Below are 24,281 nucleotides of genomic sequence, written 5' to 3'. Positions count from 1 at the left end.
CCCGGCCCCGGACGCCCACCCGGCATCCCCAACCGCCACCCCGCACCCCGCTACGACGTGGGCAAGACCGTCAAACGCGGCCGCACCCTCGCAGCACTCCAACAATCCGGAGGATAAAGAACAAGCTTAGACAAGTCCGATCCTCCCAGCTCAAGGGCACTTTTCTTATGTGAATGATCAGGTCGGCTCAAACTCGCCGTGAAAGCCGCAGGCTAAGGAGAAGGTTGGGTCGTGGGAGAGACCAGACGCAGTTTCGATCCGGAGTTCCGGGCGGGGGCGGTGCGCATCGTGCGCGAGACAGGCAAGTCGATCGCGCAGGTCGCCAAGGATCTGGGCATCAATGAGCGCCGGGCGACGGTGTTCTCCGATATCCGCCATCCCTCGGCATGCAGGTCACGGGTGATGCGCGGGCTGCCGTAGGTGCCGCCCGAGGCGGTGAACCTCTCCTCAATCTGCGCGTCCAGATCGCTGCGGCGCCGCTGCCTCAAGCGCTACGTCGCCCGCGAAGTCTTCCCGATCATCACCGAAGCACTCTCACCTGCGGGTACTCCGTCCGCTGCGGCTTGACAACCATAGGGGCGTCATCGCGCTCCATCTCCAGCTCGGCGCGCTCCTTGGCCCACTCGGCTCGCTGCCGCCGCAACCGCGCGAGCTCCTCACGCACAGATTCGGCCAGCTCATAACCGGCGCCGGCGTCCTGCTCACGGGCCAGGCGATCCATTTGCACCCAGTTGGCCAGCGTTTCCGCATCTTCACTCCCGTCCAGGCCGGGGCGACAAGCCCAATGAGGACTTCACGGCCGCCGAGACCGGCACGATGACCCCGCGATCCTGCTCGGCGGCGCCGGCGGCCCCTTTGAACTGCCGACCGGCTGCGAGCACGGCACTGCCTGCTACGTTGCCAAGCTGGCCGGGACCGCCCTCGCGCACATGCGCGACCCGCAGACCGAGCTGACCACCGCCTTGTTCCGGGCCATCGCCGAGGAGCACCCCGGCATGTGCAGCGGTAGATACACCGCCTGCGGTGAGAGTGGTCATGGTGACGAGCGCGCAGGCCGCCGCAGCGGTCGGTACCTTACCGCGAATACTCATTTACGCTCCCGGATCTTTGACTGCCATGGGAGAGTAGCGAGTTGGTCCGAACCTGTCCCTATTCAACCGCAGCCAGCATGGGTGCGCAGCCGACATGCGTGTCATCGGCCCATTCTGTGCGCCCCGCGCCTACGCCGTTCGTCGCCCGCGCCATTTCTGGCCGGAATGCAGTGGACAATGGCAAGAGATCGGCGCTTTTCGCCATGTGTTCGGCCGGGGATGATGGCGTGAAGTGGTTCATGCGTGAAATCTACGGATAACGAGTCTCCCGCCTTGACGCCGGACACGGCTTGCGTCCATGGCCTCCGCCGTAGCTCCTGGGCGGCTCCCTTGCATGCCGAGGATGCGCATGGCCGCCGCAACCTGCTCGCGGGTGATCTCGGCGGCATCCGCAGCCTTGGCGGCGACGACGGGACGCTGGCAGAAAAGCCGCATGGAGTGGCAGAAGTTGCTCCCATCCATCAACCGCGGACTTGGCATGATGTCGATGTCGAAGTCTTGCTTCGACACATCCACATCGCGAACGGAGAGTAATGTCGACTGTGAAGCGTGGTTTCAGTGCGCTCGCACTGTCGCTAGTGGCGGTTGTGGGCGTCGGTATGCTCACCGCGACTCCAGCGAATGCGATATTTCAGGCGCCCTACTCACTCGATGGTTCGGCAGCATCGACGGCCGGGCTGCACCCGACGGCGGTGGCTGCGTGACGGCAAGCACGAGTCAGTGCAACTGATCCAACCGGCACGCCTCGGCCGCTCACCCGCGTCGCCCTCGACAGCCACAAGGCGCGGGGTTGGAGGGACGCCCATGGCCGGGGCCTGACGCTTTGCGGCGGAGTCAGGCGACGAGGCCACCCAGGCTCTCGATGCCCGGAGGGTGCCGGCCTTGTCGTCGGCCTGTCTCAAGCGGTTCTGTGGGCATGACCGGCTGACGTCCAGGTCTTTTGGCGGCTGGAGCGGTGGTTGTCACCTTGTTGTGCGAGCTCGACCGGGCTGCGCTGGAACTCGGGAGGGTGTGGCGAGGGCATGGAGCATCTTTCCTGGTGATCAAGGCTGACCTCAGGTCAAGTGTCCGGGGGCTGAGCGAAGCTCAGAGCGGGACCGGCACGCCGATCGCCATCAGCTCCGTCAACCGCCCCGAACCACCTGCATCAGCCCACAAGCAAAGCAGATGACGCCGCCGAGGAGATCACGATCCGAACGGACGTTCGCTCAGCCATCAGCTCCGTCATGCCGCAGGGCGGCGCCCACAAGGCGAGAGCGCTCCGGGAGTCTGAGGGCATGCTCGCGAAGATCGTTCCTGTGCGGCGTAGCGAATAACCGATGACAGCTGAAATGCGCCATAAATGGCGCTAATCCAGCGCTTCTCGGATGTTGTCTCGTGTTACCCTCAAATCGACTATTGCTCTCGAAAACGCTCGCCTCGCAGGAGTCGACAGGAGACCGAAAGGAGTTGAACGCGTGCTCAAGACTTCGATCAGCCGTCCGACGATGCGCCCTGTGACGTCGCTGAAGTACATCATGTACCCCGACTAGTAGAGCGCGGCTACAGCCGTCCCATGTTAAGGCGGTGGCGATGAGCCGAGGATTGCCATCGGCTCATCGCCACCGATCACGGAGCGAAACAGAGATAGCGTGTTGTGTGAACTGCGGTTATGTGCAAGCGCCCTTGTCGGTGGACCGTTCACCCTGGGCCGGGCCCTTTTGAGACTCGCCGACCAACATGACCCTCTCCGCAGAACCGAAGCCCAGGCAGTCCGGTCGTTCATTGACGAACGCTCCTCGAACCGAACAGCACGTCCATTGACGTTGAACGCGGACGAGGCCTTTCGCACGAGATATTTCGCCGCGGAGCAGACCCAGTTTCTCAGTCAACAGCTCATCGCTTTTATCGCGCCAACATTACGTGAGCTAAAAGTGGCCATCTGTCACACAGAGCTCGCAGACGATACCGACCGGGGACTGCTGGAGATCTTGACCAGCCCTGCGTACGACTGGCTGGACATCACGACACTTCCATCGGATGGATCGGCCACGGAAAACCTCTACCCTGAGCCGTTGCAACGTGAGATGATCCCGATACCGTCGGCTTTGACGGGGAACAGCCTTCAGCGCTGGCACGACGATCAGGCCGGCAGGCTCTCGGGAACAGCAGATGATGCCGATGCGCGCATCTATCACTTCGTGCGCGGCACTAACCCTGCGCAGGCAGTGCCGCTACTGGCGGAGCGGCTAGTAGAATCAGCGAAGTATGGTTACTATCAGGCTGCGGTCCGATACGGCCAGCAGCTGTTCGAGATTCAAGGATTCCCACGCGAATATAATCCGCACGTTCATGCGACTCTGCGCGCATACTCGGCCGCCCTCGTGGCTACCGGACGCAGCGATGACGCTGTTGCGTTTTACCGTCACGCATCTGACTACTGGAACAATCCACGGCTTCATGCAGCGGCATACTACACCGAGGCAATGGTGCGCGCTCGTTTCGCAGTAGTGCCAGAGCGTGACTTCCGTAAAGCGTCCGAGAAGCTTGAACGGGCCGTCCAGGCAGCAGAAAACATTGAGGACGACCATGAACGCGCCTACCATCTAGCATTCCTGGCAAACGCCGAAGCATATCTGGCGATGCGTAAAGGTGATGTTGACGGGGCGCTCTCGTGGCTAAATGAGGATCTCCGGATCCTCGATTCATTGTTCAGCGCCGATGTCAAGCATCAACACCGGATTGTCGTCCGCGCCAACCGCGCAACGCTGCTACGGCGTTCAGGTAGGGCGGGCGAAGCGCTCGTCGACCTTGACTACGTTGTGGAGAACGATCCTCACGTCACGGAATACCGCGTGGACCGAGCAATCGTGCTGCACGGAATGGGGAGACACCAGGAAGCTCTGGAGGAACTGACATTCGCGGTCGAGCACTGCATTGCCGTCCCGGAGGCCTACTACAATCGGGCGGTGCTCCAGCTAGAGCAAGGGGAGCAAACCGGCGCAATCGATGACCTTCGGTCTGCCCTGCGGCTTGATCCGGGAGACCATCAGACTGTGCTGCTCTACATTGAGACGTTGATTGCCGCAGACCGCTTCGACGACGCGCGGCGAGTGCTGGACGAGCAGCCAGCGCTCGACGTTGACGATGGCATGACTGCTCTTCGCGCCCGGCTTGCCACTTCCGACGGAAATGCGGCGTCAGCGCTCACGATACTCGATGAGGCGATCGACCGAATGCCCGACTCAACATCGTTGCGTGTCGAGCGCAGCTCCGTCCTCTACGAGCTGGGACGGCTCGCAGATGCCTTGGCTGACCTTGACGCGGTCGTCGAGCAGGGGGAGACCGATCCGGTCCTTCAGATCAACCGCCTGAAGTTGCTCCACGAGTGTGGCCTCACCGCAGAGGTGACCACGGGCGCCGCGCTCCTGCTGGCCAGCGGTGCTCTACCGGCCGAGTTGGCTGACCATCTGCGCGATTTCGCTCCGTACGTGCTCCCGGACGGGCACGAGGAGCCTGACGGCCATCAGCTGAGCACCTGATGGCGGCGGCCACATTCCCTGATGCATCGAAGATGCGATCAGTGTGGCGTGACCGCCAGTTCGTCCTCTACTGGTCAAGCCAGTCCGTCTCGCTGGTTGGTTCAGGCCTGACACAAGTCGCGATGCCCCTGCTGGCGGCATTGACCATGCAGGCCGGTCCGATGGCCTTGGGTGTTATCGAAGCGTGCATATGGCTGCCGTTCCTCGGTCTGCCGCTGCTCGCCGGTGTCGTCGTCGACCGCTCTCGGAAACGTCCAGTACTGATCTGCGCCAATGTTGTCCGTGGCGGATTGCAAATCCTGGTGTTCATGCTTTCCATCACTGGCCTCATCACGATACCCCTCCTCGCCGCCATTGTTCTGGCTGCCGGTGCGGCCTCTGTATTCGCCGATGTCTCTGCGCAGGCCTTTCTCCCGCAGTTGGTTGGCCGAGAACGCCTCATTCAGGCCCAGGCCGCGAATACCGCCTCACGGTCAGTGGCCACGCTCGCCGGACCGGGTGTCGCAGGCCTGCTTGTGCAGGCGTTCGGGCCGCCGTTAGCGATCCTCCTCGACGGTCTGTCCTTCCTGGCGCCCGCAGGTGCCCTGCTGGCCATTCCCAGGAAGGAGGCCATGCCTGCTCGTGGCACTCGGAAGACAGTTCTCCGTGAGATCGGCGAAGGCTTGACATTCATCTGGCGAACCGTGCCGATTCGGTTGATGACGCTGCAGAGCCTCCTGTTCTACGGATTCTGGCAGGCGGCCATGGTGCCCTTTCTCTTTCACGGCGTACACGATCTCGGGATCGACATTGGCTGGTGGGGCCTTCTCTTCGGCATCGATGGAGCCGGCGCGCTCGTCGGTTCGCTGCTCGCACCGCGTATCCACGCGCGATTCGGCTCCGGCCGAGCACTTCTTCTGGCCAGCAGTGGACATCTCGGCCTGTTGTTGATCCCCGCGCTCAACTCGCCCGGCTGGACGACGATCGTCGCCTGGGGGCTCGGGCTCATCTGCTCCGGCTTCGCCCTCGGCATCATGAGCGTGATCGTGGCTACCACACGCATCGAACTCAGCAGTGACGTAATGCTCGGCCGGGTTGCAGCCTCGGTACGCTTTCTCCAGTTCGCGCCCCTTCCTATCGGCGCCGCCACCGGCGGCGTGCTGGCAGTCGCCGTCGGCAACCACCTTGCGTTGTGGCTCACCGTCACGGCCGTGATCGTCACGATCTTCGTTCTCATACCGCTACGCGACTACCACGGCGCTTCTGAGCGAGACGTCTAATCCTTGGCACTTGCCCCCTTAAAACCCATCCTCCCAGCATGGGATATTGCAGGCTGCTTCCTCCGCAGCCTTGTCACAAGAGCTTTCTCAGGCCATCCGTGCGCAGCGGCGTGAATACAACCGTGTCCGGGCCCAAAGGAGACCGCTCACCGGCAAGGTGTGGGATACGGCTGGCAAGAGCTTCTGATGGGCCGTGTGGGAGACGGCTGGCACTCGCTGCCAATTCTCGGGCAGCTCGATCCATACTCGGACACCGTCTTCGATCACGGCGACGCATCCCCGCTTGAGACTGCGGTCGGGCGCCTGGAGAAAGCGGCCGACGATGACGCACGCATGCCGCGAGACGGCGGTAGCCCTGCGGAAGCTACCGGCGTTCTGGCGCGCAGGGCCCAGCCTGAAACTGTACTGGTGCGAGGATCAGACTGGCTATGTAGGTGGATCCGAGAGCCAGATGTCAATCAGCTTGAGAGCCACTTGATGATCAACTGGGCCTGAAGTGTCGATGAAAACGAGAGCCATGCCCCAGCGGCGGTGCATGGCTCTGGTGACGCTGAGTGAAGTGGAGGAGCTGGCCCGGTTTGGTGGACACCTGATCTCTGGGGAACCCTGGTTCCCGGAAGAAGGAGTCTGCTGTGCCGAACAACTATCCGCGGAGTTTCGCCGGCAGATGGTGGAGCTGGTGCGCGCGGGACGGACGCCTGAGGAACTGGCCAAGGAGTTCCAGCCGTCCGCGCAGTCGATCCGTACCTGGGTGCGCCAGGCCGACCTGGATGACGGCCGCCGCCAGGACGGGCTGACCAGTGCCGAGAAGGACGAGCTGGCCCGGCTGCGCCGCGAGAACAAGATCCTCCGTGCGGAGAAGGAGATCTTGCGTAAGTGCACCGCGGCTTTCTTCGCGCGGGAGACGGATCTGCCGAGATGACGTTCCGGCTGATTCATGCGGAGAAGGACCACCACGATGTCTCCCTGCTGGCCCGGGTGCTGGGTGTGTCGCGCCAGGGCTACTACGCCTGGGCGGCCCGGCAGCGACGCGGACCGTCCGCGCGAGCCCGCCGCGACGCCGAGCTGACCGAGCAGATCCGCCGGCATCACCGGGCCTCTGATGAGATCTACGGGGCGCCACGCATCCACGCTGACCTGCGGGAGTTGGATGGGGTCCGGGTGGGCCGCAAGCGGGTGGCCCGGCTGATGCGCGCCGCTGGACTGGCCGGGGTGGGCAGGCGCAGAGGCTGTCGCACCACCATCGCCGACCGACAGGCGGTTGCCCCGTCCGATCTGGTGAAGCGGAAGTTCACCGCGGCTGAGCCGAACCGGGTCTGGACGGCCGACATCACGTATGTGCCGATATGTTCTCCCGCAGGCCACCAATACGATGAGGCCGCCGACCGGCCAGGTTGAGATGTGTCGGCCTCACCAGACTTGGGGGCGGTGGACTGGCGTCAGGGACATGCCCCTGTGAGGTCCCCGCGAGACCACCGTAGCCGTGACCAAGGGACGATGATCGCCGCATTTCTGCCTAATCCACTGGAGGCACTTTCTACACGACAATGCTCCGCTAGGCTCCGCGAATGGTACGCGAAGTGGAGTTCGTCAAAAAGAACCGTAAGAGCCTCAAGCACAAGTTTTCGTTCGCCGTGCGCAACCCAGGCAAGGTACCTCGGTACGTGAGGCGCCTGGTCCGCGATGCCTGGCTCAAAACGCGGCACCGCGGCGATCACCTCGCCTACTACCAGGCCGTGATGAAGTCCGACACTGCTCGCAATCCCGAGGCCGCCGTGGGCAGCCAGACGCACCAACGTTGGCTCGCCCTCGGCAAGATGCAGTTCGACTACCTAAAAAGGCATGGCCTGAGGCCGGAGCACAAGATGCTCGAGATCGGTTGCGGAAACCTCCGCGCCGGCCGTCTCCTCATCGACTACCTGGAGCCCGGCAATTATGCGGGCATCGACATCTCACCCGACATTCTCAAAGCCGCCCGCAACACCCTCGCCGAATACGATTTGGAATCCAAGCAACCCTTACTCGAACTTGTCGCCGACAACAAGTTCGTCCTGTTCCCCGACGGCGCCTTCGACGTCGTCCACGCCCACAGTGTCTACTCCCACTGTCCGATCGAAGTCATCGAGGAATGCTTCGTCCACATCGGCCGCATTCTCAAACCGACCGGCCACTTCGACTTCACCTTCGACCGTACCGAGGGCGAAGAACACCATGTGCTCCACGAGGACTTCTATTACCGCACCGAAACCCTCGTGGCCCTCGCCGAAAAACACGGTCTGACAGCCGTCTTCATGGATGACTGGGAGAGGCTCAAGCACCACCAGTCCAAGATCCGCATCACCTTGGGTGGCTCGCCGACCACATCTTGATCTCGGGGGAGTGGCCAACTCAGGCTCACGTGGCCCGCTGTGGCTGCCTGACCGGGACACCAAGTCGCAGGCATGGCGGACCTCGACAAGATGCTGAGAGCGTTACCATCCAGGACCGGCCGCAGCGGGCAGTGCGCCAGGATCCGGCCTGATCTGGGGCGGAAGTCTTGCGAGGCACTCGCGGGGTGCACGCCGGATAAGTGTCCTTACAGCTTGCCGACATCGTTCTCGACCATGGCCAGGTGTCCTTGACTCCCGAGATCCTCGATCAGCTCGCAGGGTCAGGAGTTTGGAGATTGGAGCCGGATCCGGGGCAGCGGCCCTGAACTATCAGTGCCGTGCCCTGGCTGGACCCAACACGTCAGCAAGCCACAACGACCTGCGGAAACGCGGCATTGGCTCTTGGTCAGCCCACAAGCGCCGGACTAATCCCCAGCATGCCGACCGAAACGCACTCATGGTCAAGACGTCGATGACGTGCAGCGGCCTGCGGAGATGCCATTCGCTGGAGCGTGCGGCTCGGTACCTGTCGGCACTCCCAGATGCGGAGTCCATCCTCGCTTTGCTCGGAAACGCCCAGTCTCCGGACGGCGGACGGTCCGCCGGCATCGCGACCATTCGGCACGGCCGCTCTTCATCCACGCCCGGCTTCGGCGCCTCACCGACTGGCATAGGCCACGACGGCCCCGCCCCAATCAGGACGGTCGCCGCGGCTCCGGCCCCGTCTCGCCGTCGCAACGTTCCGAAGCCCACCACGAGGCTGGGCATCACCAGAGCGCCATCAGAGGCGACCTCCACCTCCGCGGCCGCTCCGCCCACCACGTCACCGACCCACCGATACATGTCGGGCTGAGGCGCCGCAGACGACCCGTACATGGTCCGCGTTCCCCAGCCCTCCGAGGGGCAGCAGGCCGACGACGGCCGCTCCGATGCCGAGGAGGGCTGCGGTGATGAGCAGTCGTAGATGCACGCCCATTCGCATGGGGGAGTGCCGTAGAAACGAAATTCTCTCGCCGTCTCGCCGAATATCCGGTTCCGGCCTAAGCGAGCGTCGGGGTTGACACGCGATCACGCCGGTTCCTCCACCGGCGCCTGCTTGCCTCGACGCCCCAACTCCGGAGGCGACTACGGCTTCCCGTCCTACCGGCTGGGTCTGTTGAAGCTGCGGCGCTGACGGCGTGGGCTGGTCCGGATCAGATGTCCGATGTGAGGGCCATGCTGTGACGAACTGCCGCGGGGGCGGAACAGCCGCTCCCTGCCCTGGATAGCCAGACGGCCGACCTTGAGGAGTTCCATGCCGGGCTTTGCCAGGGCCATGGCGAGGAGATCGAACAGCAGCCTCATGGAGGGCGGGTGCACCTGGCACTCGACCGCGGTGACGAGTCGGACGCCGAGGGTTACAGATCTTCCGACAGCCGGCGGTACGCGCGTACAGCCTCCAGTTCCTGGGGGGAGATGGTGTCATGGTGCTCCAGGAACCAGTCGCGGATCAGTCGCATGGGTTGAGTGCAGTTGACGTAGCGGCGGGCCCCGTTCACGGTGATCGGCACTGTCAGGGTGTCTCCGTCATGGGAGGACATGACAGTCAGGCCGATGATGAAGCGGCGGCGCGACTCCAGCACGGCGGCTGCGGAGGTGACGAGCATCAGGCGTTCGCGGTCGATGCCCTTCGGGCTGTAGAGGTAGACGCCGCCCGAGGTGAGTGGGATCACGCAGCGCCTCGCTCGCGGAATTCGTCGTCAGCGGCGGATGCTTCCTGTTCGTCGATGAATGCTTCGGCGAGGGCCTCATCGGCGTCGGTGGTGGGCGCGCTGGTGGCGATGGCGTAGTAGATGACGGCCTTCTCGACCCAGGCCGACTTGCTCAGCCGATCCTGCTCGGCGCCGGCCTCGATGAAGCCGTGGGCGATGTCGCTGAGGCTGTAGGAACCGTTCCGTGTCATACCCATACTCGTGATGGTAGCTCGCATGATGGCCACACTACTAGTGCGGCTAATAGTAGCGCTGGGAAATGCCGTCCCGTCTGCTCTTTTCGTTCTCCGAACATCAGGCTGCGGTCGAGGCCCGTCGAGACGGGGTTGGAACCCGCGGAATGGGTGCTGAACATGCCTGGCTCGGTCATCGTGACCGGTTCGGTGTTCCTCGAGCATCGAGGGCGGGCGGTCGTGCCACGGGCGTACGATTCGCCTGCGATCACGCTGCCCTTCTTCACCGAGCGGTCGATCAGGAGCGTAACGCCGTGTCACCGGAGGGAATGGGAAAGTCGATGAGCAGGCAAGTGAAGGTGTCCCTCGGCACGTGGTCCACGTCGTCGTTCGGGCTGGAGCGGCCGGCCGATCTGGAGCAGACCTTGAAGGTGGCGGCGGCGTTCGGCTTCGACGGCGTCGAACTGGCCGGATTCGCCGATCACGTGACGTCCGACCGCTACGAGCAGCCCGCCGCGCGCCGAGCGCTGTCTGCCATGCTGGACGATCTGGGCCTGGAACCTGTGCTGCTCGCCCCCGCGCCGCATGGGCGGATCGACGGCCTCCCACCATGGCCGCTCACCGATGACCGTGAGGCCGTCGCCCTGCACGACGGATGGTGGGCCGAGTTCTTCGGGCTCGCTGCCGACCTGGGTATCAAACGCATGCGCATTGACCCCGGGATGCGTGGCCCCCTGCCGTACGGCGTCGATTACGACCGCGTGTGGGATCGGCTGGTGGGGATGTTCGGGCGACTCGCCGAGCAAGGGGCCGGCATCGGCTGCTCTGTGGTGTGGGAGGTGGAGTCGGGGCAGCCGTTCAACAAGCCAGCGAGATCATGAAGCTGCTCGACGACGTCGGCCATCCGAACCTCACCCTGCTGTACGACACGGCCCACTTCCACGCCGCCACGGTGAGCGGGCACAACCAGGTGCAGCCCGAAGAACTGCTGCCGGGTGGCCAGGCGGAGCTGGTACGGCGGCTGCGCGGCCGCATCGGGCACGTGCACCTCTGCGACACCGACGGTGACGTGGCCCGCAATCTCTTCTCGCGCAAGCTCGGGTTCGGCAAGGGCATCGTCGACTTCGAGGAACTGGTACCGGTGCTGGCCGACTGCTATCCGGGCGAATGGTGGTGTGTCGACGTCATCCCTTTCTCCTCGGACGTGTGGGGAGATCTGTGGGACGGGCTCGCCTTCGTCCGCGACGTCGTCGTCCGTCACACCTCCCGGCGGTAAGGCCTCCTTGCTCACCCTTGACCGAGAGGTACGGGCTGGGGGAGGACCGTCGCCGGGGGCCCGGTCCGAGCCCGGGCGACGATGCATGTCTACGCTGAGTTCGGCGTCCTGCTCGCCACCCGCTGCGCGCGCACTTGGCTCGGGTTCCAGGAAGCTCACGGCTGGACGCCCTGCAGCCCGAACTCGGCGGCCAGCAACATGTCCACCAGGCCGGCGCTCTCGATCTCGACGCCGAACGTCGCGAACCCTTCGACCGGCGACGGATGTCAGTCCGGCCCGGCTCGGCGGCAGGCTTGCGGGCGAAGGTTGCCTGGTTCCACGACAGGATGGTGATTTCCCGCGTGAAGACGGACTCACTTGCCCGTCCTTCTTGACCCCACTGAATGATCTTCAACAGTGCCGGTTCGCGTGAGAAGTGACCCCACTTAGCGATCGTGCATGCCATGATCACGCATGAGTTTTGGCCCCCCAGCATCAGGTCACAGCTCCAGGATTCAGCCCGTGTCGGCCTACACCTCCCCGCGCAGAGCGGGATGCGGGCAGATGTACAGAGGCTGGTGGGGATCAGGTGGTGGTGATCACGACCTTGCCGAAGGCGCCGCGTTCGAGGTGGGCGAGGGCGGAGGGGAGGTCGTGCAGGGCGTATTCGGCGGCGATCACCGGGTGCAGGGCGATGTGGTCGGCCGCGCGGACGAGGTCTTCCAGCGCCCGCCGGTGGCCGACCTGCAGGCCGTCGATGCGGAGCTTCTTGCGGGCCAGGTGAGCGACATGGCCGGAGATCTCGTATCCCTCGAGAATGCCGATGAGCGAGATGTGGCCGGCGACCGCTGCCGCCTCGATCGAGCGGGCGAGGTGGTGGCCGCCGATGGTCTCCAGGATGTGGTCGGCCCCACGGTCGTGAGTGGCTTGGTAGACGGCCTCGACCCAGTCCCGGGTCGTCCTGTTGATCAGATGAGCGGCGCCCAGGTCCTTGGCTCGGGCAAGTTTGGCGTCGTCGCCGGAGACCACGATGACCTCGGCGCCGTGCGTTGCGGCGATCTGCAGGCCGAACAGGGCGACCCCGCCCGTGCCCAGCACGACCACCGTCTGGCCCGCATGCACTCGACCCTGCTCGACCAGGGCGGTCCAGGCCGACAGGCCGGCCATCGGCAGCGTGCTCGCCTCGACGTCGCTGAGGCTGGCCGGTGCCCGCACGGCCCACTCCTGATCGAGGGCCACATACTCGGACAGGACCCCGGGGTAGTGGCCGCTGCCGAGAGCCTCCGGGCCGCCCATCCGGGCATTGCCCGGGCCCGGCCCATCGACCCAGCCCGGCAGGCAGACGGAAATCACACGATCCCCGGGCGCGAAACGGTCGGCTCCCGTCCCCACAGCCACGACCTCGCCCGCCATGTCGGAGCCGGGCACAAATGGGCCGTTGTCGGGGAAGGTCATGGTCAGCCCCTCGTCGATGGCGAGCCTGTCGCGGTAGTTGAGCGCGACCGACGACACCTTGACCAGGATCTCGCCGGGCGCGGGATCCGGGATGGGGGCCTCGGTGAGTTCCAGGTTGGCGCGGCCGGTCGTCTTCATCGTCCATTGCTTCATGGCGTCCAGACTCGCCACCGCGCGCGGCCACTGCCAGACCCGGGCGTGGGTGGTCAGCGGCTGCCTGGCACCGGCAGGGTCAGGCAGCCGGGTGGCCTGGCCGGCACTATAGGAGACATGGCAGACACCACGACGCTCGGGGAGTTTCTGCGCCTCCGGCGCGGCAGGCTCAAACCGCAGGACGTGGGCATCGCCTCATATGGCGAGCGCCGGGTGCCGGGTCTGCGCCGAGAGGAACTGGCTCAGCTCGCAGGGGTCAGCGTCACCTACTACACCCGGTTGGAGCAGGGCCAGAGCCACCAGGCGTCGGAATCGGTCATCGAGGCGCTGGCCCGCGCGCTGGAGCTCAGCGACGACGAGCGCCTCTACCTGCACAACCTCGCCAGACCCCGCACGGCACGCCCACGCACCCCCGCACCCGCGACCGTGCGCCGGGCCACCCGGCAGCTCATCAACTCCCTGCAGTGGCCCGCCGTCGTGACCGGGCCGCGCACCGAGGTGCTGGCATGGAACTCTCCGGGGTATCGGCTCCTGGCGGGGCACCTCGACCGGGACGCGCCCGATCACGCCGACCGGCGCCCCAACCTGACCAGGATGCTGTTCCTGGATCCGCACCACCGTGACCTCTACCCCCGCTGGGACACCTCGGCCTCCTGTGCCGTCGCATCGCTGAGACTCACCGTCAGCCGGCGCCCCGACGACCCCGAACTGGCCGCACTGATCGGCGAACTCACCATGAAGAGCGAGGAGTTCACCACGCTGTGGTCCGCACACCCGGTCGCCGAACACGCCTCCGGCCCTCGTCACCTGCGGCATCCCGAGATCGGCGAACTCGATCTGGAGCTGGAGACCCTGCTACTGGCCGACGAGCCCGACCAACGCCTGCTCATCTACAGCGCCGCAGACGGGAGCCCATCCCAGGCTGCGCTGCGGCTGCTGTGGGTCTGAACCAAGGACATGGGCCTCAGCCATCAGCTGAGATTCCTGTACGTGGCCATGCGCTCCAGGCAGTACGCCGACAGCCCGTCTGTGGACTCCGGGACTACCATCCCCGGATCCCGGCATGGCGTGTGCATCGAACACGACAGCGAGATATGGTGCACCGCCTTGCCCGAGTACGACAGGCGGAAGGCGAACAGGTGGCAGACCGTCGTTTTCCCGGCGAGGTTGACGACGACGTCGCCGAAGTCGACCTCGGCGTCGACGCCGGGTCGGTGTTCCTGATCGATGGGCACTTCTGGAGGGGATCGGCCGACCTGCACGCGGCTCTCGGGACGCCGCCAGGCCACATGGTTGCAGACGGTGAAGTAGGAGATCCCTTCCATGTCGTGCTCGGTGATCAGCCGGCCGTAGATACGTCTGCTGGTGTGTCGTCGTTTCGCGCGGGGGCGTTCAGGTCGTCGCACGTCGTCTGGTCGATGGCTCGCTTGAAGGCATCCAGCCGGGACCGACGGGGCGGAGGTTTCTCCCGAGGCTGGGGCCAGGGCGACGCCAGCGCCTCACGTACCGTCCGGCGATGCACGCCGTACTTGCGAGCCAGGGCACGGACCTCAAGGCCTGCCCGGGAGTCCCGGCGGATTGCCGCGTACATCCCCACTTGGCCATTCGCGCCATTCGAGCCCCTTCCCGACCAGGAGCACAAGAAGCGTCTCACCACAACGCCTAGAGTGAGGCCAAAAAGAAGTCATCGGAAGGTCGCCAGGCAGCTACGCCGTGCACTGACGGTGGGGGCCGAAACCGACACGTAGGTGGGGCCTACTCACGCTCTTACAACCAATTACGACGGCGATCCTGCTAGCCGCGGGCCTCGCCGGGGCCTTCTACGTCTCCAGGGTGCGCAGGTAGACCGCCGCCTCGGCGATCTGGTCCTCGGTGAACACGCGGACGCCGTGCTCTTCGAGCAGGGCCGTGGTGACCCCCTGACCGGGCACCCGCCGCCCGCCGAACGTGCCGTCGTAGACCGCCAGCGCCCCGCACGAGGGGCTGCCCTCCTTCAGCACCGCCACCCTGATCCCGGACGAGCGCGCGACCTCCAGCGCGGCCCGCGCCCCGGCCACGAACTCGGCCGTCACGTCGGACCCGTCGGAGGCCAGCACGCGGGCCTCACCCGAGAGCACGGCCGCCCCGCCCGCGCCGCCCTCGATCTCCGCCGCGGGACGCGGGACGGGCAACCCGCCCGACACCTCCGGGCAGAACGGCACCAGCCGCCCCTCCTCCCGCCAGGCCGCGAGCAGGGCGTCGACGCTGGTCTTCGCGCCGCCGTCGTAGCGGACCCGGCGGCCCATCAGGCAGGCGCTGACGAGGATTCTCTGCACGTCCCCGATCCTATGAGCGCGATCGGCACCAGCGAGACGGCCGCCAAAACGACCGCGCAGCCGAACGCGTACGTGAACGGCCGCCCTGCCCCGCCCCTGGTGAACGCCTGCAACAGCACGGCCAGCACCGCGACGCCGAACGGCGAGGCGAGCCGCACCGCGATCGTGCTCAGCGTGGTCGCGGCCGGGACGGCGGCCCTGTCGAGCGTCGTGAACGCGGCCGCCATCAGCGACGTCGCCACCAGCCCGTGCCCGAGCCCCAGCACGAACACCGGCACGAACCCGCCGAACAACGCGAACGCCGCGATCCCGAGCACGGCGGCCGGCGCCATGCTGAGGAGGATCGACGGCGATGTCCGGCCGGTCGCCGGCTCCTGGATGAGTGCGAACGCCATGAGGCTGAATGCGGCGCTCACCGTCCTGGAACATCCCGCTCAGACCTCCCTTCCGCCGCCGCAGCCGGCCGGTGCGGAGGAGTCACCCGGGTGCGCCGGCTCGTGAGCCCGGACTGGCGCCGTACCACTGTGCGGTCTGGGGTCGACTTCTTCGTGATGATGTTCGCCTTCTGTTTCGTGGTCAGCTGGACGCCGAAACTCCTCGTGGAGGCGGGATGTCGACAAGTGAGGGCATCGCCGGGCGGTGTCCTGCTCAATTGTTGCCGGTCACTCAAGATGGTGATGAAGGCGACATTCGCGGTGATGACGTAGCCGCGCGAAGAGACCCCGCCGCATGTGCCGGGCGAGGTCTTGGGGTGCAGGTTGGTGGCTCGATGTGCAGCATGTCGCTGGAGGCCGATCGAGTGCGACTCTTTGGGCGGCCCAGCAGGCGAGGCGTGTGGGTCGGATGAGCGATGGCGGATGGTTAGAAGGGTCTTTGATTCCAGAGCGAAGTCCGCGTTCCTACGCGCTGGCGACCACACAGGCCTTGAATGTCATGTCAGAAGCAAGGTCTTGCCCGTGAAGCGGCGCGCCTCGATGTCGGTATGCGCGGTGGCGGCCGCTGCCAGCGGATAGCTCTGGCCGATGATCGGGGCCAGCCGCCCTGCGGCGACTTCGCTCAGCACGTGCGTCACCCGCCTGTGGTTGTCCGGCCAAAACTCCGGCAGCTGCGACATGTTCACCACCGTGAACCGCCGCCGGTCAGCGTCACCGATCACGGTCTGCGCGCCGCTGGTCATGCCATACCCGGAGAACCGGCCCCCGTCCGCGAGCAAGGACGCCGCTGCCGCGCCGATCTGGCCGCCGATTCCGTCGAACACCACATCCACTCCGTGCCCGCCGGTGAGTGTGCGCACCTGGTCGGGCCAGGTCGGCATGGAGTAGTCGACCGCCTCAGCGCCCAGTTCCAGCGCTACGGAGCGTTTCGTCGCTCCATGCACGGCGGCGATGACCGTCGCCCCTACCGCTAGTGCAAGCTGCACGAGGAGATTGCCGAGGCCCCCTACCCCCGGCGCCACCAAGACCCGCTCTCCCGTCCGCACCGGTGTCTTTTCGAGCAAGGCCAGAGCGGTGCTGCCATCGTCCATTACGGCCATGGCGCTGCGCAGGTCGAGACCCGCCGGCACCGGGAAGGCGGTCTCTAGCGCGGCGATCACCGTGTCGGCGTAGCCTCCGCCGTACCCTCCGCTCGCCGCTCGGGCGACCACCCTGGTGCCCAGCCAACTGCTGTCCACCCCCGCCCCGACCGCGGCGACCGTACCCGCGACCGCACCGCCAGGAATGTACGGCGGATCCACCGCGAAGACCTCGGGACCTTTGCCGGATCGAATCAGGGTGTCCATCCAGGTCACGCCGACGACGGCGACATCGATACCGAGTTGTCCCGCTCCCGGTGACGGTGTGGGCAGGTCAAGCAGTTCTAGAACATGAGGGGCGCCGAACCGGGTCGCCATGATCGCTCGCATGGGTCAAGCATTCAACCTCAACTCGGCTCGAGGTCAAGCACCAGGGGCCGATTGCGGGATGATCTGGCTGTGCTCACGCGGCATGTGTTGAAGTTCAGAGATACTCCCGAGCACCGGTCAGCGACCTTTCACTCCGCAGTGATGACTCCGCTTCCGAGCATCGACGCGCGCAGCAGTGCCCGCACCCCGCCTGCAGCGGTGTCGGTGTCCCGCTCGACGTAGACCGGGAGCGGCCCGCTCGCGCCCGGGGCGTCGATGGCCTTGTGCACGCCCAACCGCCGCGGGTTGGCCTGCTCGACCCGCACCGCCCCGGCTAACGGCGGGCGCGCGGACATCGCCCGCTCCCGCGCCGCCCTCTTGGCCTTGTCCACCCCGCATGCGCGCAGGAACACCTCCAGCGTCTCCACCATCGGAAGTTTTTTCCCGCCGAGCAGATCGTTCAGCGTGCTGGGCGGCAGCCGATCCGGCCGCGCCGCCCGGTCCAGCTCCGCGTATGAGCGGCCCTGACGCAGCCCATCCAGCGCAGCGGGCAGGTCGCCGAGGGTGCGCACAGACTCCGGCCTGATCCGCGCGCCCGGAACAGGCTCCAGGCCGTCCACCATCTCCACCGCCTCCACTCCCGGCCCGGGTGGCGTGGCCACCGGGGCCTTGAAAGCTGTTCGTCCACGCCGGGCGAAGGGCAGCGGACCCCCGATCTCCGCCGTCGACCCGCTCACTCGTTCGTGCTGACCAGCCTGCCCCACCCCGATCCCGGCAGGCGGCGAATCGTCCGCCTTGCTCCGCAACCGATGCCGACCAACCCCGCCCGGGGCGAGCTTGGTCAGGCAAGCACGCGGCACCGGCCGGACCGCCCCGCAATGACCAGCCTGCAAGGAGCGGACATGCACCACATCCTCGAAGCCATCCCGCTGATCGGGGCCATCCTCAACCTGACCACCGCCGCCCTCAACCTCACCACCCAGATGCAGCGGCGGCGCCCCACCGACCCGAACACCCGTCCCGAGGCTTAGCTCAGTAGCCAACAAGACCGGCTTGGGAGCTGGCGTCGGCCAGCTCCCACGTGTGTCCCGATAACCACCGTTTTCGGGACGGCTCTGAGCAGCGCCAATCGCCGGTCAAAGGTGTGCCTCCTGCCGTGGGGTTGTCCCGGTAGCGGGCGTTCGGGTTCGGCCGCTCGTGGCGCCAGGAATAGCACGCACCGCCGCTGAGGCGTGCGGAGGGCATGCGAGCTCGTCGTAGCCTTCTTCAGGCAGCCACACCAGGGCTTCATACAGGTGCTCGGCATCGCAGGGGCTGGCGCCGGCCTCGCCCAGGTGGTCGCCGCGAACGAGTTTGCACGCGACGCCGTAGGCGGTAGCGCGGTCGACGGCTTCGTGGGCCTGCTGCAGGTGGACCGAGACGGCGGTGAGCTGGGCGCGGGCCAGGGGGTGGAACTGCTGGTCAGCGTCGTGCGCGTGGTGCCCGGTTTCGGCCTGCAGGCGCTGCAGCGCGTTCAGCAGCTTCATCAGATAGCGGGTCAGGTCCTGATCGCTGCGGCCGTGGTACACCTCGTCCCGACGGATCTCAGGGTCGGCCGGGTGCGAGACAGGCCCGACGACGCCAGGGGTGGCCAGGCGCCGCTCGCTCAGCTCCAGCGCCGGCGTGGTGAGCAGATGATGCCTGCCCTGTTCGTCCGGCGGGGCGCGTACTTGCCTTGCCAGTGTTCAGGGGTCTTCAGACCATGTTAGCCAGGTCAGGTGCGTGGCCTCGGTTGTACCGGACTGAGGGCGGTGGCCGTTGATCGGCGCGATTGAGGGGTGGAGATCCGTGCCGGTCACAGACGGCACGGATCTCCACCTGGCGTCGTCAGCTCAGCGGGATGGCGTCCAAGACGCGGGTGGGTATCACCTGCACGTTGCCGGTCTGCTGCACCAGCGTCCTGTGTCCGGTGTTGATCAGCCACACCGACGCCGAGTCGGGGGACTTGACGTAGGTGCCGTCGGAGATCTGCGTCGGCAACGCGTCCCAGACCCGCGCCGGGATCACCTGCAGCGGCCTGGACCCGTAACCGGCCGCGTCGCGCTCGGCTCCGCTGATGAACGCAACCTTCGCGCCACCGACCACCGCGGCCTCGGACGTGCTGCCGCTCCTACCGATCCTGGTGCCATCGGAGATCTGCGTCGGCAACGCGTCCCAGACCCGCGCCGGGATCACCTGCAGCGGCCTGGACCCGTAACCGGCCGCGTCGCGCTCGGCTCCGCTGATGAACGCAACCTTCGCGCCACCGACCACCGCGGCCTCGGACGTGCTGCCGCTCCTACCGATCCTGGTGCCATCGGAGATCTGCGTCGGCAACGCGTCCCAGACCCGCGCCGGGATCACCTGCAGCGGCCTGGACCCGTAACCGGCCGCGTCGCGCTCGGCTCCGCTGATGAACGCAACCTTCGCGCCACCGACCACCGCGGCCTCGGACGTGCTGCCGCTCCTACCGATCCTGGTGCCATCGGAGATCGTGGTCGACATCGCATTGAATACCCGAGGAGGGATGATCCGGACGGTCGGCCGCCAGTCACCGCGGTAGCCGCTGTCGAGGAGTTCCTGCTCGCTGGCGAAGTTGACCCGCGCGCCGCCGATGATCGCCGCCACGGCTGTGCCCTGTCCTTGCACCAGGGTTCCGTCAGAGGGCATGTCGTCGCGGAGCTCGTTGAAGGCTCGGAGGGGAATGGCCCGCACCTTCGACGGCCAGTCGGTGCCGTAGCCCGAATCAATGACCTCCCGCTCGCTGGCAAAGTTGACCCGCGCGCCACCGACAACCGTCGCCACTGGGCTGGACGTGCCACCACTGGTTCCCTGAATCAAGGTCGAGTCGCAGGGCATGCGAGGGCGCGCGTCGTAGATCCGCAAGGGGATGGCGCGGACCTTCGAGGCCCAATTACTGCCCTGGCCCACGTCGATCACCTCCTGGGCACTCGCAAACGGGATGAATGCGCCGCCCACCACCATGGCCACGGGCCCGGATTTGCCGCCACCGGTGCCTTGCACGAGTGTGCCATCGACTGGATTGAATCCGAGGAGGTTGTAGCTGTTGGCGCTGATCGCGACGACCCGCTCTCGCCAGTTGCTGCCCTGGCCGACGTCGATCACCTCCTGCTCGCTGGCGAACGGCATCAACGCGCCGCCGATGGTCATCGCCACCGGCAGGTCGACGGCCCCGGCCTTGGATTGCACCAGGTTCCCGTCCGCTGGCACTTGATTCATGTGGTCGCGGGCGTCGATCGACCAGGTCGACACCTTGACCGGTGTGCCACAGCTCACCGGGGCGGCGCAGGAGTCCTGCCAGATGGGTGCTCCACCGACGAACAGATAGATCGCGCCTTGCTGATTGATGGCCGACGCTCCATTGCGCGGAGTGGCAGGACCGGCGTTGATGACCGCCTGCGTCGTGGGCTGCGGCTGGGGCTGGCAGATGTTGTCGGCACAGGTGGACTGCCAGACCGGCGCGCCACCGACCATCTTGTAAATACGCTGGGTGTCGGTCGTGTGCAGCACGGTTCCGTCCGGCAACCCGTGGACGGATGTCACCGGCTGGGGCCCTGGATTGGGGGGAACCACAGTGCCCGGCGCCCCGCCACCACCGCGACTGGAGCTAGGAAGGGCGCAGGCGGTCAAGACGTCGTCGCTCTGGAGCCAGTCACAGAGTGATACGCCTTTGGAAAACTTGGCCAACGTGTCAGTGGTTCCACAATGGTAGCCGCCTGGAGTCCTCCAAGTCCTGCGCACGAGGACGAAATCCGAAAGAGTTACCGCCGCAAGCCATCGAAATTCTCTGGGCGGGGTTGTAATGGTTTTTGTGAGCGTGATGGTGTATGAATTCTCCTCGCCCACGGTGATTCCTGCTTTTCCGGACAACTCCACAACCTTGCCCAGACTCAGTCCCCCGTTTCCTTCCTGTACCAGACTCGATGAGCTCCTATAGGTCACCGCCTGCTGGAAGGTCTGGGTATCGCTCCCGTCATATTTTCCCACGGATAGTCTGGGGTATCCGGGCGTTAGTTCTGCATAGATGTGACTAGAGACCGATTCGGTCAGTTCGGCGTACGAGCATCTGTCGTGAGCCCAATCAGCCTTAGCCGTGGAAGGGTTGATCATCAGCGCAATCAGGGCGCCCATTGCTGTCGTTAATACTTTCAGGCTCGCCCGAGCCTTCTTTATTGGCATTTGCTTCCTTTGTACCTGGCGAGGATTTGTATGGAAAACGTGACGAATTTACTTTTGGTGCACAACTTTTGCAGGTGAGGATTGGCCGCCGCAGTTTAGGGGTGGAGACTTTATTGCCAGGCGTGTCGTAGAGCCGGGCCTTTGGGGTAGCTGTCGTATTCCTGGAGGCTGATGGTGGTGACGGGTGAGCCGTTGGCGGTGAGGATGCGCTGGTCGGTGACGGGCCAGAGATTGCCGTCGTCGAGGAGGTAGCCGGGAAATTTGCCGGTGGCTTGGACGGCCGGTACGCCGGAGTGCAGCGAGGCGCCGTAGGGGATCTGGTGGAAGGTCTGGGAGGAGACGTTCACCCGGTTGCCCGCCAGAGCGGTGTAGACGCCGAGTTCCTGGAGTTGCAGGCGTCGGGCGCCGGTGATGAAGGTCGCCGGTAGGCCAGGGGCTTGGATGCCGTAGCCGTTGAACAAGGTGGCGACCTGGGAGTTGGTCAAGTCGGCGCAGGTGCGGCCCGTGAGCAGGTCGAAGCCGAAGTGGCCCAGGGAATGGGGCGGCTCGTTGGCGGTCGATTGGATGCCGTCGATGGGGACGCGGCCGCATTCGCCCTGAGGTGCGACCCTGGCGTGTTTGTCGGGCTTGGAGACCAGGCCGGGGCCTTCGGTGTAGGTGCCGGGCAACAGCCCGTTGGGGTAGGGGTGGACGCGCAGGTCGTTGCGGTCCAGGAATTCCAGCACGGTGCCGGTGGCGTTGGGGCCGTTGCTGGCCACGACGAACGCCTGCAGCGCGTCGGAGTAGTGCCAGTCCACGGAGAAGCCGTTGAGCACGGAGAAGCTGCGGTCGTTGCCCGCGGCCTTCGGCTGCCAGCCGGTGGCGGTGAACACCTCCACGCCGCTCTGGAAGGTGGGATCGGCCGAGCGCCAAGCGAACTGCCCCGCGCCGTTGCTCAGGGCGCCGCGGCCGGTGGCGTCGGTGAACAACAGGTGGAACTTGCCGCCCAGGTAGACAGCGCTGGGCTGGCCGGCGCCGTACTTGTTGGGCCGGTCGACCTCGAAGGCCGGGGCGATGATGGGCCGGCCCTGGTTGAGCCGCCGCCACTGCAGGCCGTTGGCGCTGGTGGCCACGCCGATCTGGGTCAATTCCGGCGATCCGTCCCGGGAGCCGCCGTAATACATGTAATAGGTACCATCGACCCGCAGGACCGACGGGTCGCAGGTGTGCTGGTCCCAGCCGGTCGCCGTGCCGTCGAAGACCCGCACATGCTGGCCGCCACCGGGAGCGGTGAACGGCCCGCAGGGGCAGGCCGACTCGGCGTACAGGATGTCATCGCCGGCGACAGCCCCGCCGGAAAGCTGGCTGCACCACCACATGCGATAGCGGCCATCCTCCATGACCGACGGCGCATAGTCATACACATTCCGGGTGATCAGACCTCCGGGATGTGAACGATAGGAATCGGTCGGAAACGTGATGGGCGCGCCGACGGCCGAAGCATCGGCCACACCACCGCCGACACCGATGCCGGCGAAGAGGCTCGTCGCCAGTGCGAGGGCACCGAACATGAACCGTCTCAACCTGTTCTCTTTCTCACGCGGCGGGCGCAAAGCTGAGCAACCAGGACCGGCGCACGCTCTCATCCACTGAACTTTCAGGATTCTCTGATACAGAAACGCCTTGCTCGATAATATGTGCTGAGCCGTTCATGACGATGTCGCCGATGCTCGGGGGAGCCGTAAAGCAATATCGGCCGTGAAAGGTTGACCATTCTTCTGCGGTTCACGGTAGAATGGTTCGCAAAAATCGACAAGATATACCGATTACAGTATGACACTCTGCGCACCTCATCAATAAGCGCCATAGCTGCCAATCTCCGCAGATTTCCTGCCAAGATCCTGGGCAGCGGCGCGGTGACGCCGGAAGTGGCCCGCCATCCTGGACCGGCATTTCCGCGCCACGTCGCAGTAACTGACACAGGTCAGCCCAAGGCTCGGGCAGCGTCCCACTCGGCTAGGACGGTCCGCAGCGTCTGCGCCACGGCAGGATCCACGCCCCGGCGCTGAGCGGTATAGCGCAGGTACTCCTCAGCCCCTTGGAGCAAGCCCGACCAAGGGTTGATGAGGACCCGCGCGACCTGTGTCCCGGGTGGCCCGATGTGGGACCAGGCATCAAAGTCACGGTTGGAGGGCTTGGGCTCGCCAGTGCGGTCGACGGCGGGAATGTGGCCCTCCACGTAGCCGCCGCCCGGACTGTGGCACTGCCAGGAGATCTTCAGAGCGCAACCGCACGCCAGGGTGCCGTTCATTTGGGGATATCGGCGCTGCCATTCCTTGTCCAGGTCGTAGGCGTCTCGTAGCCTCCCCGCCGGGCGCCAACGTGGGCAACATCATCAAGGCCCTAGAGTCAGGTGCACGCGTCCCCTATCACCGCCCCAAGGCGAGGGCGGAGCGTGATTGAGCACTACGACCGCTACCTCAAGTTGGGGGATGAGGCCGTCGAACAATCACCGCAGCAGACCACATGTAACCGGGACCAGGGACGTGGCCTGACTTCGTTCCAGGTCCTCCAAGGATGCGCCCTCGACGGCCGTGTTCGAGCTGGCCCACGCTCGTCTGTCGCCAGGTCGTCACGCCCGGCGCTTCGCTGGTGGTAATGGTGGCGATCATTGATGCCTCTTCCCAAGACAACGGAGATGACGATTCATGGCAGAGTCCAGCGAAGTCCCGCGGTCGCGTCCTCGGAGCGGTGTAAAAGCTCGACGAGGTAGGTGCCGTGGGTTGATCTTAAGCGGCCACCGTTACGGACGTCGAGTCGCTCGCTGGGGTGGCCTCTGGGTGAAGCTGGGTGGGCGGCT

General features: G+C 65.7%; 26 protein-coding genes and 1 pseudogene. 11 read left to right on the top strand and 16 right to left on the bottom strand.

Annotation, left to right across the window (positions count from 1 at the left end; genetic code table 11):
• Positions 1-231: 231 nt before the first annotated feature.
• Positions 232-420: a transposase gene (locus LDL49_RS54495; protein ID WP_225302843.1), complete on the top strand. Its 189-nt coding sequence runs from the start codon at positions 232-234 to the stop codon at positions 418-420.
• Here LDL49_RS54495 and LDL49_RS59650 read toward each other — a convergent pair.
• From LDL49_RS59650 to LDL49_RS54475, 4 genes and pseudogenes are all read right to left on the bottom strand, one after another.
• Positions 405-488 (bottom strand): annotated as a pseudogene (locus tag LDL49_RS59650) (hypothetical protein); the annotation flags it as partial. The gene LDL49_RS54495 and the pseudogene LDL49_RS59650 overlap by 16 nt on opposite strands.
• Before the next feature lie 32 nt (positions 489-520).
• A complete protein-coding gene (locus LDL49_RS54485) occupies positions 521-721 on the bottom strand; it encodes a hypothetical protein (protein ID WP_225302842.1) in 201 nt (66 codons plus the stop codon).
• Positions 722-752: 31 nt separating this feature from the next.
• Positions 753-1,091, bottom strand: a complete 339-nt coding sequence (locus LDL49_RS54480; RefSeq protein WP_225302841.1) for a hypothetical protein — start codon at positions 1,089-1,091, stop codon at positions 753-755.
• 58 nt (positions 1,092-1,149) lie between these two features.
• On the bottom strand, positions 1,150-1,332 hold the full coding sequence (locus tag LDL49_RS54475; RefSeq protein WP_225302840.1) for a hypothetical protein: 183 nt from the start codon (positions 1,330-1,332) through the stop codon (positions 1,150-1,152).
• An 89-nt stretch (positions 1,333-1,421) separates the two neighbouring features.
• Between LDL49_RS54475 and LDL49_RS54470 the strand changes: the two genes are divergently transcribed.
• The 6 genes from LDL49_RS54470 (at position 1,422) to LDL49_RS54445 (ending at position 8,240) form a co-directional block, all read left to right on the top strand.
• A complete protein-coding gene (locus tag LDL49_RS54470; protein WP_225302839.1) occupies positions 1,422-1,625 on the top strand; it encodes a hypothetical protein in 204 nt (67 codons plus the stop codon).
• A 1,271-nt stretch (positions 1,626-2,896) separates the two neighbouring features.
• Positions 2,897-4,612: a tetratricopeptide repeat protein gene (locus LDL49_RS54465; RefSeq protein WP_225302838.1), complete on the top strand. Its 1,716-nt coding sequence runs from the start codon at positions 2,897-2,899 to the stop codon at positions 4,610-4,612.
• A 41-nt stretch (positions 4,613-4,653) separates the two neighbouring features.
• On the top strand, positions 4,654-5,871 hold the full coding sequence (locus LDL49_RS54460) for an MFS transporter (RefSeq protein WP_225302837.1): 1,218 nt from the start codon (positions 4,654-4,656) through the stop codon (positions 5,869-5,871).
• Between the two features lie 559 nt (positions 5,872-6,430).
• Entirely contained in the window at positions 6,431-6,793 is a 363-nt protein-coding gene (locus tag LDL49_RS54455; protein WP_225302836.1) for a transposase, read from the top strand.
• On the top strand, positions 6,790-7,269 hold the full coding sequence (locus tag LDL49_RS54450) for an IS3 family transposase (protein ID WP_225302835.1): 480 nt from the start codon (positions 6,790-6,792) through the stop codon (positions 7,267-7,269). Before LDL49_RS54455 ends, LDL49_RS54450 begins: the two co-directional genes overlap by 4 nt.
• 170 nt (positions 7,270-7,439) lie before the next feature.
• Positions 7,440-8,240 (top strand): class I SAM-dependent DNA methyltransferase, encoded by an 801-nt coding sequence (locus LDL49_RS54445; protein ID WP_225302834.1) that lies wholly within the window; start codon positions 7,440-7,442, stop codon positions 8,238-8,240.
• Between the two features lie 1,140 nt (positions 8,241-9,380).
• Here LDL49_RS54445 and LDL49_RS54440 read toward each other — a convergent pair.
• Genes LDL49_RS54440 through LDL49_RS54430 form a run of 3 tightly spaced genes read right to left on the bottom strand, consistent with a single transcriptional unit; the run spans position 9,381 to position 10,188 of the window.
• Entirely contained in the window at positions 9,381-9,584 is a 204-nt protein-coding gene (locus LDL49_RS54440; protein WP_225302833.1) for a hypothetical protein, read from the bottom strand.
• A gap of 53 nt (positions 9,585-9,637) precedes the next feature.
• Positions 9,638-9,952 carry a hypothetical protein gene (locus LDL49_RS54435; RefSeq protein ID WP_225302832.1) on the bottom strand — a complete coding sequence of 105 codons (315 nt, stop codon included), beginning with the start codon at positions 9,950-9,952 and terminating at the stop codon, positions 9,638-9,640.
• Positions 9,949-10,188 (bottom strand): hypothetical protein, encoded by a 240-nt coding sequence (locus LDL49_RS54430; protein ID WP_225302831.1) that lies wholly within the window; start codon positions 10,186-10,188, stop codon positions 9,949-9,951. Before LDL49_RS54430 ends, LDL49_RS54435 begins: the two co-directional genes overlap by 4 nt.
• A 317-nt stretch (positions 10,189-10,505) precedes the next feature.
• Between LDL49_RS54430 and LDL49_RS58020 the strand changes: the two genes are divergently transcribed.
• Together LDL49_RS58020 and LDL49_RS58015 are read left to right on the top strand one after the other, a co-directional pair.
• On the top strand, positions 10,506-11,045 hold the full coding sequence (locus tag LDL49_RS58020) for a sugar phosphate isomerase/epimerase family protein (protein WP_263656710.1): 540 nt from the start codon (positions 10,506-10,508) through the stop codon (positions 11,043-11,045).
• Positions 11,042-11,440, top strand: a complete 399-nt coding sequence (locus LDL49_RS58015; RefSeq protein WP_263656709.1) for a sugar phosphate isomerase/epimerase family protein — start codon at positions 11,042-11,044, stop codon at positions 11,438-11,440. The genes LDL49_RS58020 and LDL49_RS58015 overlap by 4 nt, the downstream gene beginning before the upstream one ends.
• Positions 11,441-12,004: 564 nt before the next feature.
• On the opposite strand, the gene LDL49_RS54420 is transcribed toward LDL49_RS58015, so the two are convergent.
• Positions 12,005-13,027: a zinc-dependent alcohol dehydrogenase family protein gene (locus LDL49_RS54420; protein ID WP_225302830.1), complete on the bottom strand. Its 1,023-nt coding sequence runs from the start codon at positions 13,025-13,027 to the stop codon at positions 12,005-12,007.
• 117 nt (positions 13,028-13,144) lie between these two features.
• Here LDL49_RS54420 and LDL49_RS54415 point away from each other — a divergent pair, with 117 nt between their 5' ends.
• On the top strand, positions 13,145-13,975 hold the full coding sequence (locus LDL49_RS54415; protein ID WP_225302829.1) for a helix-turn-helix transcriptional regulator: 831 nt from the start codon (positions 13,145-13,147) through the stop codon (positions 13,973-13,975).
• A gap of 23 nt (positions 13,976-13,998) precedes the next feature.
• Here the strand turns inward: LDL49_RS54415 and LDL49_RS54410 are convergent, their stop codons facing one another.
• The 5 genes from LDL49_RS54410 to LDL49_RS54390 all read right to left on the bottom strand — a co-directional run bounded on the left by LDL49_RS54410 (position 13,999) and on the right by LDL49_RS54390 (position 17,886).
• Positions 13,999-14,433, bottom strand: coding sequence for a hypothetical protein (locus LDL49_RS54410; protein WP_225302828.1), 435 nt, complete (start codon positions 14,431-14,433; stop codon positions 13,999-14,001).
• Positions 14,434-14,847: 414 nt separating this feature from the next.
• Entirely contained in the window at positions 14,848-15,342 is a 495-nt protein-coding gene (locus tag LDL49_RS54405; protein WP_225302827.1) for a 2-thiouracil desulfurase family protein, read from the bottom strand.
• Positions 15,312-15,758 carry a hypothetical protein gene (locus LDL49_RS54400; RefSeq protein ID WP_225302826.1) on the bottom strand — a complete coding sequence of 149 codons (447 nt, stop codon included), beginning with the start codon at positions 15,756-15,758 and terminating at the stop codon, positions 15,312-15,314. The genes LDL49_RS54405 and LDL49_RS54400 overlap by 31 nt, the downstream gene beginning before the upstream one ends.
• A 515-nt stretch (positions 15,759-16,273) precedes the next feature.
• Positions 16,274-17,245 carry a zinc-binding dehydrogenase gene (locus LDL49_RS54395; RefSeq protein ID WP_225302825.1) on the bottom strand — a complete coding sequence of 324 codons (972 nt, stop codon included), beginning with the start codon at positions 17,243-17,245 and terminating at the stop codon, positions 16,274-16,276.
• Between the two features lie 128 nt (positions 17,246-17,373).
• The gene (locus LDL49_RS54390; RefSeq protein WP_225302824.1) at positions 17,374-17,886 is read right to left on the bottom strand and encodes a hypothetical protein; all 513 of its coding nucleotides are present in this window, start codon (positions 17,884-17,886) and stop codon (positions 17,374-17,376) included.
• A gap of 240 nt (positions 17,887-18,126) precedes the next feature.
• On the opposite strand from LDL49_RS54390, the gene LDL49_RS58010 reads away from it, so the two are divergent.
• A complete protein-coding gene (locus LDL49_RS58010) occupies positions 18,127-18,255 on the top strand; it encodes a hypothetical protein (protein WP_263656708.1) in 129 nt (42 codons plus the stop codon).
• Between the two features lie 105 nt (positions 18,256-18,360).
• Here LDL49_RS58010 and LDL49_RS54385 read toward each other — a convergent pair whose 3' ends face one another.
• The 3 genes from LDL49_RS54385 to LDL49_RS54375 form a co-directional block, all read right to left on the bottom strand.
• Entirely contained in the window at positions 18,361-18,792 is a 432-nt protein-coding gene (locus LDL49_RS54385) for a hypothetical protein (protein ID WP_225302823.1), read from the bottom strand.
• A gap of 298 nt (positions 18,793-19,090) precedes the next feature.
• The gene (locus LDL49_RS54380) at positions 19,091-20,773 is read right to left on the bottom strand and encodes a hypothetical protein (RefSeq protein WP_225302822.1); all 1,683 of its coding nucleotides are present in this window, start codon (positions 20,771-20,773) and stop codon (positions 19,091-19,093) included.
• A gap of 779 nt (positions 20,774-21,552) precedes the next feature.
• On the bottom strand, positions 21,553-22,845 hold the full coding sequence (locus LDL49_RS54375) for a glycoside hydrolase family protein (RefSeq protein ID WP_225302821.1): 1,293 nt from the start codon (positions 22,843-22,845) through the stop codon (positions 21,553-21,555).
• Positions 22,846-24,281: the final 1,436 nt, after the last annotated feature.

Origin of the sequence: Nonomuraea aurantiaca, assembly GCF_020215705.1 — a bacterium.
Taxonomy (GTDB): domain Bacteria; phylum Actinomycetota; class Actinomycetes; order Streptosporangiales; family Streptosporangiaceae; genus Nonomuraea; species Nonomuraea aurantiaca.
Note: the sequence above shows the minus strand (reverse complement) of the source record. Positions and strands in the feature narration are given on the sequence as shown.

What these genes read in the sequence shown, in the direction of transcription:
- LDL49_RS54485 (WP_225302842.1), bottom strand. Translation starts at nt 721, where the DNA reads ATGGATCGCCTGGCCCGTGAGCAGGACGCCGGCGCCGGTTATGAGCTG.
- LDL49_RS54480 (WP_225302841.1), bottom strand. Translation starts at nt 1,091, where the DNA reads ATGAGTATTCGCGGTAAGGTACCGACCGCTGCGGCGGCCTGCGCGCTC.
- LDL49_RS54475 (WP_225302840.1), bottom strand. Translation starts at nt 1,332, where the DNA reads ATGAACCACTTCACGCCATCATCCCCGGCCGAACACATGGCGAAAAGC.
- LDL49_RS54450 (WP_225302835.1), top strand. Translation starts at nt 6,790, where the DNA reads ATGACGTTCCGGCTGATTCATGCGGAGAAGGACCACCACGATGTCTCC.
- LDL49_RS54445 (WP_225302834.1), top strand. Translation starts at nt 7,440, where the DNA reads ATGGTACGCGAAGTGGAGTTCGTCAAAAAGAACCGTAAGAGCCTCAAG.
- LDL49_RS54440 (WP_225302833.1), bottom strand. Translation starts at nt 9,584, where the DNA reads ATGAGGCTGCTGTTCGATCTCCTCGCCATGGCCCTGGCAAAGCCCGGC.
- LDL49_RS54430 (WP_225302831.1), bottom strand. Translation starts at nt 10,188, where the DNA reads ATGGGTATGACACGGAACGGTTCCTACAGCCTCAGCGACATCGCCCAC.
- LDL49_RS58020 (WP_263656710.1), top strand. Translation starts at nt 10,506, where the DNA reads ATGAGCAGGCAAGTGAAGGTGTCCCTCGGCACGTGGTCCACGTCGTCG.
- LDL49_RS58015 (WP_263656709.1), top strand. Translation starts at nt 11,042, where the DNA reads ATGAAGCTGCTCGACGACGTCGGCCATCCGAACCTCACCCTGCTGTAC.
- LDL49_RS54420 (WP_225302830.1), bottom strand. Translation starts at nt 13,027, where the DNA reads ATGAAGCAATGGACGATGAAGACGACCGGCCGCGCCAACCTGGAACTC.
- LDL49_RS54415 (WP_225302829.1), top strand. Translation starts at nt 13,145, where the DNA reads ATGGCAGACACCACGACGCTCGGGGAGTTTCTGCGCCTCCGGCGCGGC.
- LDL49_RS54395 (WP_225302825.1), bottom strand. Translation starts at nt 17,245, where the DNA reads ATGCGAGCGATCATGGCGACCCGGTTCGGCGCCCCTCATGTTCTAGAA.
- LDL49_RS58010 (WP_263656708.1), top strand. Translation starts at nt 18,127, where the DNA reads ATGCACCACATCCTCGAAGCCATCCCGCTGATCGGGGCCATCCTCAAC.